The 13,338-nt window shown below is 69.9% G+C and carries 17 protein-coding genes and 1 tRNA gene; 3 read left to right on the top strand and 15 right to left on the bottom strand.

Annotation, left to right across the window (positions count from 1 at the left end):
• The first annotated feature begins 55 nt into the window (after positions 1–55).
• Entirely contained in the window at positions 56–1,840 is a 1,785-nt protein-coding gene (locus ACNAYW_RS11950; RefSeq protein WP_415849918.1) for an AMP-dependent synthetase/ligase, read from the top strand.
• Here the strand turns inward: ACNAYW_RS11950 and ACNAYW_RS11945 are convergent.
• On the bottom strand, positions 1,782–2,021 hold the full coding sequence (locus tag ACNAYW_RS11945; protein WP_415849917.1) for a hypothetical protein: 240 nt from the start codon (positions 2,019–2,021) through the stop codon (positions 1,782–1,784). The two genes, ACNAYW_RS11950 and ACNAYW_RS11945, sit on opposite strands and share 59 nt — an antisense overlap.
• Complete coding sequence (locus tag ACNAYW_RS11940) at positions 2,018–2,479, bottom strand: transcriptional regulator (RefSeq protein WP_415849916.1); 462 nt, start codon at positions 2,477–2,479, stop codon at positions 2,018–2,020. Before ACNAYW_RS11940 ends, ACNAYW_RS11945 begins: the two co-directional genes overlap by 4 nt.
• Positions 2,480–2,564: 85 nt before the next feature.
• Here ACNAYW_RS11940 and ACNAYW_RS11935 point away from each other — a divergent pair.
• Positions 2,565–2,646 (top strand) — tRNA-Leu (locus ACNAYW_RS11935).
• Between the two features lie 103 nt (positions 2,647–2,749).
• Here the strand turns inward: ACNAYW_RS11935 and ACNAYW_RS11930 are convergent.
• From ACNAYW_RS11930 to ACNAYW_RS11915, 4 genes are all read right to left on the bottom strand, one after another.
• Positions 2,750–3,280, bottom strand: coding sequence for a TetR/AcrR family transcriptional regulator (locus ACNAYW_RS11930; RefSeq protein ID WP_415849915.1), 531 nt, complete (start codon positions 3,278–3,280; stop codon positions 2,750–2,752).
• A gap of 261 nt (positions 3,281–3,541) precedes the next feature.
• On the bottom strand, positions 3,542–4,198 hold the full coding sequence (locus tag ACNAYW_RS11925; protein ID WP_415849914.1) for an isochorismatase family protein: 657 nt from the start codon (positions 4,196–4,198) through the stop codon (positions 3,542–3,544).
• Positions 4,199–4,210: 12 nt separating this feature from the next.
• Entirely contained in the window at positions 4,211–5,077 is an 867-nt protein-coding gene (locus tag ACNAYW_RS11920) for an NAD(P)-binding domain-containing protein (RefSeq protein WP_415849913.1), read from the bottom strand.
• 845 nt (positions 5,078–5,922) lie between these two features.
• Positions 5,923–6,348: a hypothetical protein gene (locus ACNAYW_RS11915; protein WP_415849912.1), complete on the bottom strand. Its 426-nt coding sequence runs from the start codon at positions 6,346–6,348 to the stop codon at positions 5,923–5,925.
• A 342-nt stretch (positions 6,349–6,690) separates the two neighbouring features.
• On the opposite strand from ACNAYW_RS11915, the gene ACNAYW_RS11910 reads away from it, so the two are divergent.
• On the top strand, positions 6,691–7,047 hold the full coding sequence (locus ACNAYW_RS11910) for a hemophore-related protein (protein ID WP_415849911.1): 357 nt from the start codon (positions 6,691–6,693) through the stop codon (positions 7,045–7,047).
• 73 nt (positions 7,048–7,120) lie between these two features.
• Here ACNAYW_RS11910 and trbK read toward each other — a convergent pair whose 3' ends face one another.
• From trbK to ACNAYW_RS11865, 9 genes are read right to left on the bottom strand one after another with little or no spacing between them, the layout of a single operon-like run.
• Entirely contained in the window at positions 7,121–7,402 is a 282-nt protein-coding gene (gene trbK / locus ACNAYW_RS11905; protein ID WP_415849910.1) for an entry exclusion lipoprotein TrbK, read from the bottom strand.
• A gap of 57 nt (positions 7,403–7,459) precedes the next feature.
• Positions 7,460–8,707, bottom strand: coding sequence for an LCP family protein (locus ACNAYW_RS11900; protein WP_415849909.1), 1,248 nt, complete (start codon positions 8,705–8,707; stop codon positions 7,460–7,462).
• Between the two features lie 27 nt (positions 8,708–8,734).
• Positions 8,735–9,352 carry an RdgB/HAM1 family non-canonical purine NTP pyrophosphatase gene (rdgB, locus tag ACNAYW_RS11895; RefSeq protein ID WP_415849908.1) on the bottom strand — a complete coding sequence of 206 codons (618 nt, stop codon included), beginning with the start codon at positions 9,350–9,352 and terminating at the stop codon, positions 8,735–8,737.
• Positions 9,349–10,131, bottom strand: a complete 783-nt coding sequence (gene rph / locus ACNAYW_RS11890) for a ribonuclease PH (RefSeq protein WP_068526358.1) — start codon at positions 10,129–10,131, stop codon at positions 9,349–9,351. The genes rdgB and rph overlap by 4 nt, the downstream gene beginning before the upstream one ends.
• A 34-nt stretch (positions 10,132–10,165) precedes the next feature.
• A complete protein-coding gene (locus ACNAYW_RS11885; RefSeq protein WP_415849907.1) occupies positions 10,166–10,927 on the bottom strand; it encodes a cyclic nucleotide-degrading phosphodiesterase in 762 nt (253 codons plus the stop codon).
• Between the two features lie 28 nt (positions 10,928–10,955).
• Positions 10,956–11,612: a rhomboid family intramembrane serine protease gene (locus tag ACNAYW_RS11880; RefSeq protein ID WP_415849906.1), complete on the bottom strand. Its 657-nt coding sequence runs from the start codon at positions 11,610–11,612 to the stop codon at positions 10,956–10,958.
• 36 nt (positions 11,613–11,648) lie between these two features.
• Positions 11,649–12,617, bottom strand: coding sequence for a PLP-dependent cysteine synthase family protein (locus ACNAYW_RS11875; RefSeq protein ID WP_415849905.1), 969 nt, complete (start codon positions 12,615–12,617; stop codon positions 11,649–11,651).
• Positions 12,618–12,890, bottom strand: a complete 273-nt coding sequence (locus ACNAYW_RS11870) for a MoaD/ThiS family protein (protein ID WP_415849904.1) — start codon at positions 12,888–12,890, stop codon at positions 12,618–12,620.
• Complete coding sequence (locus ACNAYW_RS11865; protein WP_415849903.1) at positions 12,890–13,330, bottom strand: M67 family metallopeptidase; 441 nt, start codon at positions 13,328–13,330, stop codon at positions 12,890–12,892. Before ACNAYW_RS11865 ends, ACNAYW_RS11870 begins: the two co-directional genes overlap by 1 nt.
• Between the last annotated feature and the right edge of the window lie 8 nt (positions 13,331–13,338).

Genomic DNA, 13,338 nt, shown 5'->3' with positions numbered 1-13,338 from the left:
TCGGAATCGGACATCCTCCGATAGGTTGTGCTCATTCCACTATCTGCATGAGGAGATGAAGTTGCGCATCGAGTCCACGGAACCGACCCGGACCCACGCACCATCGGACAATCTGACCACCCGGGTCCGCGATCTCGCCGCGTCCGCGCCGTCGACCGAGCTGTTCCTGCGCCCCTCCGGCTCCGGGTGGTCCCCCGTGACCGCCGCGCAGTTCAACGAGCAGATCACCGCGGTCGGCAAGGGCCTCATGGCCCGCGGCGTCGAAGCCGGAACGCGGATCGCGATCATGAGCCCCACCCGCTACGAGTGGGCGCTCATCGACTACGCGAACTGGTCCGTCGGCGGCTCGACGGTGGCGGTCTACGAGTCCAACTCGGCGGCCCAGGTGGAGCACATCCTCACCGACTCCGCGTCGATCGCGCTCATCACCGACTCGCGCGCGACGGCCGACCGGATCGCCGAAGGCGTGCCCGCGGCCGCGCAGGTGTGGGTGATCGACGAGGGCCTCATCGACGCCCTGGTCGCCGACGGTGCCGGCGTCTCGGACGAGGACTACCTCGCCCGCGCGACCGCCGTCGAGGCCGCAGCCGAGGCCACGCTGGTGTACACCTCGGGCACCACCGGCAAGCCGAAGGGCGTGGTGCTCACGCACGACAACCTGCTCAGCGAGTACGACGCCATCCACGAGGGCCTCGACAAGATGGCCGGGAAGAACGCCAGCACGGTGATGTTCCTGCCGTTGGCCCACATCTTCGCCCGCGCGATCTCGGTGGCGGCCGTGCAGCACTCGATCCGGGTCGCCCACACCGCCGACCTCTCGAACCTGACCGGGCTGTTCGGCGAGCTCAAGCCGACCTACATCCTCAGCGTGCCCCGGGTCTTCGAGAAGGTCTACAACACGATGAGTGCCAAGGCCGAGGAGGGTGGCAAGGGCAAGATCTTCCACGCCGCCGTCGAGACGGCGATCGAGTTCAGCAAGGCCCAGGAGACCGGCGGCGCCGGTCTCGTCCTCAAGCTCAAGCACGCCCTCTTCGACAAGCTCGTCTTCTCCAAGCTCCGCGAGGCGCTCGGCGGCAACTGCACCTGCGCCGTCTCGGGCGGCGCCCCGCTCGGCGCGCGCCTGGGCCACTTCTTCCGCGGCGCCGGCGTCACCGTCTACGAGGGCTACGGCCTCTCCGAGACCAGCGCCGCCATCACCTGCAACACCCCGACGGAGCAGCGGGTCGGCACCGTCGGCCGGCCCGTGCCGGGCAACGAGGTGGCGATCGCCGACGACGGCGAGATCCTGCTGCGCGGCCCGGTCGTCTTCGGCGGCTACTGGGGCCTGCCCGAGGCGAACGCCGAGGCGCTGCAGGACGGCTGGTTCCACACCGGCGATCTGGGCTCCCTCGACGCCGACGGCTACCTCTCGATCACGGGCCGCAAGAAGGAGATCCTGGTGACCGCGGCGGGCAAGAACGTCGCGCCCGCGCAGACCGAGGACGCGCTGCGGCAGCATCCGCTGGTCTCGCAGGCCATGCTCGTCGGCGATAAGCAGCCCTTCGTCGGCGCACTGATCACGCTGGATCAGGAGGCGCTGCCGGGCTGGCTCTCGGCGCACGGTCTGCCGGCGGGGATGACGCTGGAGGAGGCCGCCTCGAACGAGACGCTGCTCGCCGAGATCGCGTCCGCCGTGGCGACGGCGAACGCGCTGGTCTCCAAGGCCGAGCAGGTGAAGAAGTGGAGCGTGCTCGCCACGGACTTCACCATCGAGGGCGGCGAGCTCACTCCGACGCTCAAGGTCAAGCGCAACGTGGTGATGGACAAGTACGCCGACGACGTGGCCGAGATCTACGCCTGAGCCACTCCCCTAAGTCGAACGCCGGGGCCAGCAGGTACTTGTAGATCATCTCGGCGCACAGGATCAGCAGGAAGTAGCCGGTGAAGTTCGCCATGAAGCGGTAGCGCTTGAGCGCGCCGCCCACCTGGTCACGGCGCTTCGCCGCCAGCTTCTCCGCCGTCGGCGCGGGTGCGTCGGTCACTTCTTCTCCTCGGTCTGCTCGCTCCCCGCCAGTTCGGCGAGGAGCTTGTTGTACTCGTCGTGCGCCGGGTCGTCCGGCGCGGTGTCCGGGGCCGACGGTGCCGTGGCCCGGCTGGGCAGGAAGCCCTCGGGGATCGCGGTGAGCGTGCGGGCCGTCTGCGCCGCGGGCATCGCCGCGGCGGGCTGTTCCGGTGCCGCGTCGGCGGGATCGGCGGCGATCTCCCCCTCGGCGACGAGTCGGTCCTGCAATTCCGCCTCGTCCTCGAGCTGGACGAACCGGCGGTAGCCCCAGACGGCCGCGACGGCGAACAGCGGCCACTGCAGGGCGTAGCCGAGGTTGCGCGCGGACCCCGCAGTGGACTCGAAACGACCCCACTGCCACCAGCCGAGCGCCAGGAACGCCGCGGCGGCGACCACCACGAACGCGATCAGCGCGGGACGATGGCGACGACGATTCACGACCTCGACGGTACCCGTCAACCCGGCGGTGTCCGAATGCCGGTATCGTGACCTGCGCCGCAGCGACGTTCCGCCGCTGCCGCATGCGCCCGTGGCGGAATTGGCAGACGCGCTGGATTTAGGTTCCAGTACCTCAGGGTGTGGGAGTTCAAGTCTCCCCGGGCGCACCGCACTCGCCCCTGTGCCGACGCAGCCCCGTCTCCGACCGTCGCTCCGGTTCACGAACTCCGTGACGCCTGCGTCCCGCCCGTCCGCGCTGGCGCGGCGCGATCACCTGATGGCGCGGACGAGGATCCGATGCACGCGTTCGACGTCCGGCGGAACGGTCCCCAGGAGGACGGCGGTCGAGAGCCCGTCCGCAGTCGCGGTGAACGCGACGATCGTGTCCGGGTCGGAAGTGACGGTCGCGGCGAGACGTTCCACGTTCGCACGCCATCGTCCCGCGACCGGAAGGAGGGCGGGACGACGGACCGAGAGCGTGCACAGTTCGCGTTCGGCCAACGCACGTTCCCGGCCTTCGCCGGCGCATTCCACGATGAGTTCGGCCAGTCCGCGCAGATTGTCGCCGGGTCCGTCGAGTATCGCTTCGATCCTCGACGCGTACTCGTCAGCCACGGAGGACAGGGCCGCGACCAGCAGATCGTCCAGCGACGCGAAGTAGTAGACGCTGAGCCCGACCGCGATTCCGGCCTCCTGGGCGACCGCCCGGTGAGTGACCCCGGAGACTCCGTCCCGGTACACCACCGCGAGCGCTGCATCGACGATCTGGGCGCGCCTTCTCTCCCCGCGGAGGCTGCGCATCGGGCCGCGCTCCCCCTTGACGTGATCCATAGCAGTTCAGGATAGGCGAGGTACCCGGCACCCGGTCCGCCATCAGCCGCCGGGTTCTTCTGATGAACGGGCGACCGTCCGCCGACCGCCGTCGGCAGGAACGGAATCCGGAGCATGTACTTCCGCGTCGACGACGCGCCCGGCGCCCTCGCCCGAGGGATCATGGACGACGGTGCGTGTGACCTCCGCGAGGTGGTCGGGAGTCGGTGATCGCATACGCAGCGCCTTCCGTTAGTGGAACAGCTCGCCCGTGGCCTGTCCCGATGCGCGCTTCCGACCGAAGTAGTCGTTGATGACGGCGCGGTAGAGATCCGCGTCCGAGCGCGCCCAGTTGCGCATCAGTTCACATCCGAAGGCCAGCGACGTGATCGGTTGCGCCCCCGCCTGGATCATCCGCTCGATCGCCGTCCGATGCGTCACCTCGGATACTCCGCCGACCGCATCGATCACCGGATAGATCTCATACCCCTCGAGAAGCATGTCGATGGCGGGGAACGCCAGACACACCTCGGTCCACAGTCCCGCCATGACGATCTTCTTGCGGCCGGTCGCTTCGATAGCAGCCCGGAAGTCGGCGTCCTCCCACGAATTCACCCCGGTCCGATCGATCTCGGGCACTCCGGGCAATTCCCGAGCGATGACGTCGACGGTGGGCTTGTTGACACCCATCTCGACGGCGACCGTGGTCAGGACGGTCGGAACGGCATAAGAGGCGGCCAACTTCGCGAGCGTCACCGCGCCGAGATCGATCTCTGCTCGACTCGCCGACCCGATGGTCGCGTACTGCCCCTCCTGATAGTCGATGAACGCGACGGCACAGTTCTGCGGCGTCAGGAGGTGATCGGCTTCCGGATCTCGGATCGGCTCCGGCGCTGTCTTCTTCGTCATGTCGTGGTGTCCTCAGTTCGTTTCGGTCGTACGGAACTCTGCGCGCGATGTGGTCTTCCGGGTCAGGTCCACGAAGTCCGGTTCGCACCCTGGGGCGACGGTGACGGCGTCCCACAGCCGTCGTCGACCGGCGCTGGAGATCGGAAGAACCGCGTCCGCATCGACGACCGCCGAGAGCAGCGTGTCGTCGTCCTCCGCAGACCGACGCAGCGGGCGCGGATTGGACTCGTCGAGCGACCTTTCCACGACGGCCTTCATCGGGCCGTTCGACATCAGCCGCAGCGCGGTCTCGTAGTCACGACCGAGGACGTCCGTGAGGTCGAGTGCTTCACGTAGTCCGGCCTCCGCCGCCATGATGGCGACGTTGGTGATCAGCTTGTAGTCGACCCCTGCACCGAAACCGCCTACGTGCACCGGCTTCCCGGCGACTTCGAGTACGGCCGCCACGCGATCGAAGACTCCCTCGGGTGCCCCCACGAGGAACGTCACCGATCGTTCCCGCGCGTATCGCACGCCGCCCACGATCGGTGCGTCGACGACGATGACGCGATCCGGCGCGGCGGCGGCCACCTGCGCGGCCAGGGCCGGCGTCGTCGTCGAACAGACGACCACGACGGCGCCCGCATCCACCCCCGCGAGCACTCCGTCCGCTGCAAGGTAGGCCGCTGGAATGTCCTGCGACATCACCAGGCCCAGTACGAGATCGGCACCGTGGGCCGCAGCCGCAGCCGATGCCGCCGTCGCGAAGCCCGCTGCACCGGCCGCGCTCTGCCGGGCCGGATCGGCGTCGAAGACTGTGACGGCGTGCCCTCCCTCACGGAGATGGGGGGCGATCTCTGCGCCCATGTCGCCGAATCCAATGATCGCTATCTCACTCACTGTCAGCTCCCAGCTGTCGACCGACCATCGATCATCGATTTTGAACATTAGTTCAAAATGATCAACGGGTCAACAGCTCAGCCCAGGTGAGGTTTACCTATGCGGTTCGCGCACGTCGTCACCGTCGCCCTCCCTCAACTCCCGATTCCGACCGTCGCACTGTTCGCCTGCGCCACCTGGGGCCGAGCGGCGCCGGCGGGCGACTGCGCCGACGATGTGCGCTCTGATGCCCGAGTTCACCGCGAGGGAGCGGCGCCGCGGCACTGGTTCTCGCGGCCGTCTTCCTCGCCTCGCTGCTCGCGACGATGTTCGTCGCCACCTGGACCTGGATCGACGGAGTCCACGCGTCGGGATTCCTGCAGGCCTACGGGATGGCCTTTGCGACGCTGTTCGCGTTCCACCTCGTCGATCTGGTCGTCGTCGACTGGATCGTCGTGTGCTGGTGGCGCCCGTCCTGGGTCGTCATCCCGGGAACCCTATCGGCTGCGGACCGGGGCGACTACCTGTTCCACGTGCGAGCAGCTGAGCCCGACGGGGCTGGCCGCGATATTCGGCCTCCCGCTCGTGATCGCCGGGCAGCATCGGCGCTGCGTTTGCTGCTCCGACGTCGAGTTGCCGCCCCATGGGAAGGCCCCTCCGGCTCGGGCGACCCGGCCGGTGCAGCGAAACGCTCCGGGCATCGATCAGCTCATGCTCCACAACAGCAGTACCGCCGTGAGCCCGCCCACGATCCACGGCCACCTGCGTCTGCGTTTCGGCGCAGTACCGTGCTCGTCCACCATCTCCCCTGTTTACCAGTCCTGAACGCTCACCGCTGTGCGCCGCCGAAACACGCGGCGGCGCCGTCAGGCCTCGCGCGACGGTGCTCCGTCGCCGCTCCCGGGTCGAGCGACAGTCGCCAGGCGGACCACGAACGCCACACCGGCGGCCGCCAAAGCAACCGCCACCACCTGACCGAGCCCGACGGCGAAGCCGGGCACCTCGCCGCCCGTGATCGCCGACAGGGCCGATGCGCCGGCGATCATCGCTCCGATGTCGCAGAGCCCGAGCACGACGGCGACGGAGCCGAGGATCCCAGCACCTCGACCGAGCGACAGCAGGCCCACCCCGCCCAGCGTGCAGACCGCCAGGCCGATCAGCACCAGGTCGATGCGCACCTTCGACACCAGCTCGGAGCTCACGCCGTCGAAGCTGGACAGCAGCACCATCGCGACGAGAGGCGAGGAGAACGCCGAGGCCGCAGCGACCTCCGACCGATGACCGTGATTCATGATGATCAATCGAACCCAACACACCAGTGAATACAGCAGGTGAGGGGCCCTACACCTCGGCGAAACGGCGCGTCTCACCGCCGGTTCTCGCCACCGGCTACCACACCTCGCGTCAACAACCGGCGGACAAAGCACAACACAGGATGCCGTTCGAAGAGATCTCGCCACCGATTCTCATGAAGGAAACTCCAGGCAGCGCGTCGTTTTCCCGCCACCACGTCCCGCAGTCTGTGAATGCCTGTGAAATCTCTTCGCCGGTACTCAGATTCGCGACGCTACGTTCGAAGAAGTGGCTCGGACCGCCCACCGGCGGCAACCGCGTCACGACGAAGGGAGAACGACATGCTCACACGATGGAAGATCGCCGCCACCGCCGGCGCTGCCGGCGCCCTCGCCCTGGCGCCCGCCGCCATGGCCCAGGCGGCACCGTCCGACCCGGTGCCCGGGACGAACTGCACCGTGGCCCAGGTCGAGCGTGCGCTGGTCGCCACGGCACCGGAGGCGGCCACGATGGTCGATCAGGTCCCCGGCGGCCGCGCCGAGGCGGAGCGGATCCTGACCCTGCCGCCCGCCGAGCGCACCGCCCGGATCCACGAGCTCGGCCGGCAGAACCCGCAGCTCGCGGCGTACTACAACCAGAATCAGGGGAAGATCAACCAGACGATCGGCGTCGTTGCGAAGACCTGTTCGCAGTACTGATCGACCCGAACCGAGTAACACCGAAGGCGCCNACTCCCGAAGGAGTCGGCGCCTTCGCCGTGTGCGCGGGCTATCAGGAGATCGGGATCTCCTTGATCTTCGAATCGGGCTTCCCCGCGGTCTTGCAGTAGACGACCGCCTGCTGCTGCAGACCCGAGATCACGAGCGCGGAGGGCTCATCGCCGTGCTTGTCCTTATACAGCTTCGTCACCTGCTCGCGCTGGTCCGCGTCGGACATCTTCTGGTAGTTCTCGCAGGTGGTGTCGCCGCCCTGCTTGGTGCAGCCGGTGAGGGTGAGCGCGGCGACGGCGAGGACCGCCGCACCGAGACGGATTCCGTTCGTGGACTTCGACATGAGGCACCTTCCGGCTGGATGACGGGACTGCTCGACCCTACCCAGGGACGGCCGCGGTCAGTCGACGCAGGGGATCTCGCCGCCGCGCAGGGTGGTCCCGGCGTCCGGCACGGGGCCCGCGGCGGCCGTCGTCGGCATCGACGTCGTCCCCGGCGCGCGGGGCGCGGTGAAGCCCACGGGCTTCGGGGCGGGCGTCGCGCCGGACGCATCCGCGTCGTCCGCGGGCTCGTCGGCGTCGTCGGGCTCGGGGACGGACTGTCCGAACGCCTTCTGCACCTGCGCGCGAATGGCCTTCGGGTCCACCAGGTTCACGGCCTGCTGGTCGATCATGTCGTACCCCAGCACCGGCAGCGTGGTGAAGGTGAGGTTCGTGCCCGCGATCTGGCCGGCCTGCTGGGCGAACTCCTGCAGGTCCCAGCCGTCGGAGACGACGACGTCCTTCTGCGCCACCGCGATCAGCGACTGCAGCTTGCGGACGTCGCCGAAGACGCCCTGTTTCTGCAGCTGCACCATGACGCCGGCGATGAAGGCCTGCTGCCGGTGCGTGCGGTCGAGGTCGCCGTCGGCGAGGCCGTGCCGCTGCCGCACGAAGGCCAGCGACTGTGCGGCGTTCAGCTTCTGCCGCCCGGCGGGGAAGGCCGCGCCGGAGTAGCTGTCGCGCACGGGGTTGTTGAGGCACACCTCGACGCCGCCCAGGGTCTGCGCGAGGTCGTAGAAACCGACGAGGCTGACCTCCGCGAAGTGGTCGATCGGCACCCCCACGAGCCGCCCGACGGTGGCGATGGTGGCGGCGCGCGCCGACTCCCGCGCCCGGCTCTCCAGCTCCTTGCGGTCGGAGACGCCCTTGGCGGCCAGTTCGTCCTCGACCTCGGCCTTGCGGGTGCCGTAGGCCTCCTTGATCTTCCCCTTCTTCCGCGACTCGACGCCGACGAAGGTCACGTAGTCGTCGCGCGGAATGGAGAAGGCGGTCACCTTCTTCCCGTCCGCCGGCACGTGCAGGAGGATCAGGGTGTTGGTGTTGTAGCCGCCGTTGTCACTGGTACCGGCGTGCAGCTGTTGGAGGACGTCGGCGGGGAGCGGGTCGCCGTTCTGGTCCCGCCGGGTGTCGAGGCCCATCAGCAGGATGTTCTTCGCTCCGCCCGTGGACTTCGCGACCTTCGCCTCGGCGAGCGCGCGGGAGACGTTGAAGCCGCCGATCACCAGATTGGTGCTCCACCAGACGGTTCCGGTGACGGCGAGGACGACGGCCGACAGCAGCGCGATGGCCACGCGGCCACCCCGCGCTCCCGACGGTCTGCGCTTCACGCGGCGACATTACCGCGCGAACCGCGCCTACTCGGGGACGCGCGCCGCGAGCGCCCGCAACGGCTCCACCAGCTGGGCCAGCGCCCGAGCGCGGTGGCTGATCGCGTTCTTCTCCTCCGCGGTGAGCTCCGCGGCGGTGCGGTCCGAGCCGTCCGGCAGGAAGACGGGGTCGTAGCCGAATCCGCCCTCCCCGCGGGGCTCGCGCAGCACGGTGCCCCGCCATGTGCCGCGCACCGTCAGCTCACCACCGCCGTCCACGAGCGCGCAGGCCGAGACGAACTCCGCGCCGCGCCGCTCGTCGGGGGTGTCCGAGATCTGCGCGAGCAGCAGCGCGGTGTTCGCCGGATCGTCGCCGTGCCGGCCGGACCAGCGCGCGGAGAGCACCCCGGGCATGCCGTTCAGGGCGTCCACGCAGATCCCGGAATCGTCCGCGAGGCACGGCAGTCCGGTGCGCTCGTAGCCCTGCCGGGCCTTGATCAGCGCGTTGCCCTCGAACGACGGTGCGTCCTCCGGCAGCTCCTCGAAGGCGGGGACCTCGTCGAGCCCGACGACCTCGAGGCCGACGATCCCGGCGTCGGCGACGACCTGCCGCAGCTCCCGGAGCTTCTTCGCGTTCCGGGAGGCCAGGAGCAGCCGCACGGTCACTGCCCGAACTTCTTCTTCTGTTCGCCCTCGAACTCCGGCAGCACGCCGGGGTACGGCGCCGCGAGCGCCTCCTTCTGCACGGCGAAGAGCTTCTCCGTGCCCGCGATCGCGGAGTCGAGCATCCAGTCGAGGGTGGTGCGCGCGAAGGTCGCGCCCTCGCCGGTGCCCTGCACCTCGACGAGGGTGCCGGTGTCGGTCGCGACGACGTTCATGTCGACCTCGGCGCGCGAATCCTCCTCGTACGGCAGGTCCAGCCGGACCCGGCCGTCGACGACGCCCACCGAGACCGCGGCGATGGCGCACGAGATCGGCTGCGGGTCGGTCAGTTTGCCCGCGGCGCCGAGGTACGTGACGGCGTCGCACAGCGCGACGTAGGCACCGGTGATCGACGCGGTGCGGGTGCCGCCGTCGGCCTGGAGCACGTCGCAGTCGAGAGCGATCGTGTTCTCGCCCAGGGCCGCGAGGTCGATGCAGGCGCGCAGCGACCGGCCGATGAGCCGGGAGATCTCGTGGGTGCGGCCGCCGACCTTGCCCTTCGTGGACTCGCGGCGACTGCGCTCGTGCGTGGCGCCGGGGAGCATCGAGTACTCGGCGGTCAGCCAGCCCTGGCCGGAGCCGCGGCGCCATCCGGGCACCCCCAGCTCGACGCTCGCGGTGCACAGCACCTTGGTGTTGCCGAACTCCACCAGCACCGAGCCCGCGGGGTTCTGCGTGAATCCCCGGGTGATGGTCACGGGGCGGAGTTCGTCGTCGGCCCTGCCGTCTGCGCGTCTGCTCACGCGCCCAGCCTATCGCCTCCGGTCGACGGCGGCGTCAGAGCTCGAAGACGTCGCCACCCGTGACGGCGTGGACCGGGCCGTCGTACACGGAGCGGGCCTCGGCGAGCACCGCCTCACGGGAGGTCCAGGGCGGAATGTGGGTGAGGAGCAGTCGGCCGACTCCCGCGTCGGCAGCGGCCTGCCCGGCCTCCACGCCCGAGAGGTGCACCCCGAGCGGGCGGTTGCCGGGATCGTGCGTCCAGCTGGCCTCGGCGAGCATCACGTCGGCACCGCGGGCGAGTTCGACCAGGTTGTCGCACACCCCGGTGTCGCCCGTGTAGGCGAGCACCCTGCCGCTGGGCGCGGTGATCCGCAGGCCGTGCGACTCGGGCGGGTGGAACATCCGGAAGGGCCGCACCGTGAACCCGCCGACCGCGTGGTCCTCGTCCTCCGCCCACGCGGAGAAGTCGAAGGTGTCGGAGATGTCGTCGAGCATGTCCGCCGTTTCGGCGGAGGCGCGCCCCAGCCGCTCCGGGGTGTCGGCGGGTCCGAGCAGGCGGGCCCGGCCGGCGGCGGGCACCGGATGGTAGCGGCGCCACACGAGCAGCGACGGCACGTCGAGGCAGTGGTCGGCGTGCAGATGCGAGAGCATCACCGTGACGGTGTTGGGGTCCACTCGCTGTTGCAGCTCGCCCAGTACTCCGGGGCCGAAATCCATGACGACCGGATCGTGTCCGTCCACCTCCAAGAGGTATCCCGAGCAGGCCGCCCGAGGACCGCCGACGCTGCCGGAACACCCGAGGATGGTGAGACGCATGAAGCACATGCTGCCAGATGCGCGATCGTCACGTGGCGATCGCGCCGACCTGACGAGAATTGCCAGGTCCGGACTCGCTGCGGGCGCGGCGCCCGAGGAGCACCGCCGCGAGGACGCCGCCGACCGCGCCCCAGAGGTGCGCCTGCCAGGACACTCCGGGCTGACCGGGCAGCACGCCCCAGAGCATGCCGCCGTAGAGCACCATCAGCGTCACGCCGACGATGAGGTCCAGGGGCTTGCGGGTGAACAACCCGCGTGCCGCGAGGTACGTCATCCAACCGAACAGCACCCCGGACAGTCCGATCACCACGGTGCCGGAACCGCCGGTGACCCAGACCCCGATGCCCGACACCAGCCAGATGATGGCGGTGGCGAGCAGGAATCGGCCCGCGCCGGCGATCAGACCGAGGAAGCCGAGGATGAGCGCGGGGACGCTGTTGGCGGCCAGGTGCTCCCAGCCGCCGTGCAGGAGCGGGGCGGCGGCGATCCCGCGGACCGCGTCCGCGCCCTCGCGCGGGTGGATGCCCCACTGGTCGAGGGAATTACCCGCGACGCTGTCGACGACCTCGATGCCCCACAGCGCGGCGACGAAGACCGCCACCACGATGGCGGACCGTCCGGCCGTGCTCCCCGCCATCCGCCGCGCGGGCGAGCGCCCCGCACCGTCGTTGCCGGATACCGTCATGGCGACCTCCTCGCGCGAGCGGAGGCGACGCTGCACTCACGCCCAGAGCTGGCCGTCGAGGGCCTCCTCCGCATCTTCCAACGTACCGTCGTACGCGCCGGTCGACAGATACTTCCATCCCGCATCGGCCACGACGAAGGCCACGTCGGCCCGCTCCCCCGCCGCCAGGGCCTTGTTCGCGACGCCCAGGGCGGCGTGCAGCACCCCGCCCGTGGAGACCCCGGCGAAGATCCCCTCGTCGTCGATGAGCTGCCGCATCCGGCGCACCGCGTCGTAGGAGCCGACCGAGAACCGACGGGTGAGGACGGACTCGTCGTAGAGCTCGGGGACGAAGCCCTCGTCGAGGTTGCGCAGCCCGTAGACGAGCTCGCCGTACCGCGGCTCGGCGGCGACGATCTGCACGTCCGGGACGTGTTCACGCAGGTAACGGCCGGTGCCCATGAGGGTGCCGGTGGTGCCGAGGCCGGCCACGAAGTGCGTGATCTCGGGCAGGTCGGCGAGCAGTTCCGGTCCCGTGCCCGTGTAGTGCGCGCGGGCGTTCGCGGGGTTGCCGTACTGGTAGAGCATCACCCAGTCGGGGTGCTCGGCCGCGAGCTTCTTCGCCTCCGCGACGGCGCGGTTGGAGCCGCCCGCGGCGGGGCTGGGGATGATCTCGGCGCCGTACATGGTGAGCAGCTGGCGGCGCTCGGCGGAGGTGTTCTCGGGCATCACGCAGACCAGCCGGTAGCCCTTGAGCTTCGCGGCCATGGCCAGGCTGATCCCGGTGTTGCCGGAGGTCGGCTCGAGGATGGTGTCGCCGGGGCGCAGCCGGCCGTCGGCCTCCGCCTCGGTGATCATCCGCAGCGCCGGGCGGTCCTTGATCGAGCCCGTCGGGTTGCGGTCCTCGAGCTTGGCCCACAGCCGCACGTGCGGCGCACCGTCGGAGTCCTCCCAGCGGGGCGAGAGGCGCGGCAGCCCGACCAGCGGCGTCCCGCCGAGCGAGTCGAGCAGCGAGTCGTAGCGCACCTATCCGCCTGCCACGGCGGGCAGCACCGTGACGGTCCCACCGTCGGCGACGGGGGTGTCGAGGCCGCCGGTGAACCGCACGTCCTCGTCGTCGACGTAGACGTTGACGAACCGGTGCAGCGCGCCGTCGGCGATGAGCCGGTCCCGGATCCCGGCGTGCCGGGTCTCGAGGTCGTCGATGACGGCCGAGAGCGTCGCCCCGTCGGCGGGCACACGCTTCTGATCGCCCGTGAGCGGGCGCAGGATGGTCGGGATGGACACGGTGACGGACATCAAACCTCCAGGATGTGGACGGGCTCTTCGGTGATCACGGCATCGACGATGCGGTAGCTGCGGACCTCGGCGTCCGGCCCCAGCTCGTCGCGGGTGGAGATCAGGACGTAGTGGGCGTTCGGCTCGGACGCGAACTTCACATCGGTGCGCGAGGGGTACGCCTCGGTGGCGGTGTGCGAGTGGTAGATCACCACCGGCTCCTCGTCGGCGTCGTCCATGCCGCGCCACACGCGCAGCTGCTCCGCCGAGTCGAACCGGTAGAAGGTGGGCGAGCGCTCCGCGTTGAGCATCTCGATGAAGCGCTCGGGGCGGTCCGATCCCTCGGGCCCGGCGATGACGCCGCACGCCTCGTCGGGGTGGTCGCGCCGCGCGTGCGCGATCATCCGCTCGATCAGGTCGCGCCTGATCCTCAGTCCGCCCGGCGGGCCCGGCTCCGTCATGTGCCGTG

The sequence above is a fragment of the Tsukamurella ocularis genome (assembly GCF_965138335.1).
Classification (GTDB): domain Bacteria; phylum Actinomycetota; class Actinomycetes; order Mycobacteriales; family Mycobacteriaceae; genus Tsukamurella; species Tsukamurella ocularis_A.
Note: the sequence above shows the minus strand (reverse complement) of the source record. Positions and strands in the feature narration are given on the sequence as shown.

What these genes read in the sequence shown, in the direction of transcription:
- ACNAYW_RS11950 (WP_415849918.1), top strand. Translation starts at nt 56, where the DNA reads ATGAAGTTGCGCATCGAGTCCACGGAACCGACCCGGACCCACGCACCA.
- ACNAYW_RS11880 (WP_415849906.1), bottom strand. Translation starts at nt 11,612, where the DNA reads ATGACGGTATCCGGCAACGACGGTGCGGGGCGCTCGCCCGCGCGGCGG.
- ACNAYW_RS11925 (WP_415849914.1), bottom strand. Translation starts at nt 4,198, where the DNA reads ATGACGAAGAAGACAGCGCCGGAGCCGATCCGAGATCCGGAAGCCGAT.
- ACNAYW_RS11910 (WP_415849911.1), top strand. Translation starts at nt 6,691, where the DNA reads ATGCTCACACGATGGAAGATCGCCGCCACCGCCGGCGCTGCCGGCGCC.
- ACNAYW_RS11885 (WP_415849907.1), bottom strand. Translation starts at nt 10,927, where the DNA reads ATGCGTCTCACCATCCTCGGGTGTTCCGGCAGCGTCGGCGGTCCTCGG.
- ACNAYW_RS11870 (WP_415849904.1), bottom strand. Translation starts at nt 12,890, where the DNA reads ATGTCCGTCACCGTGTCCATCCCGACCATCCTGCGCCCGCTCACGGGC.
- ACNAYW_RS11930 (WP_415849915.1), bottom strand. Translation starts at nt 3,280, where the DNA reads ATGCGCAGCCTCCGCGGGGAGAGAAGGCGCGCCCAGATCGTCGATGCA.
- ACNAYW_RS11865 (WP_415849903.1), bottom strand. Translation starts at nt 13,330, where the DNA reads ATGACGGAGCCGGGCCCGCCGGGCGGACTGAGGATCAGGCGCGACCTG.
- trbK (WP_415849910.1), bottom strand. Translation starts at nt 7,402, where the DNA reads ATGTCGAAGTCCACGAACGGAATCCGTCTCGGTGCGGCGGTCCTCGCC.
- ACNAYW_RS11915 (WP_415849912.1), bottom strand. Translation starts at nt 6,348, where the DNA reads ATGAATCACGGTCATCGGTCGGAGGTCGCTGCGGCCTCGGCGTTCTCC.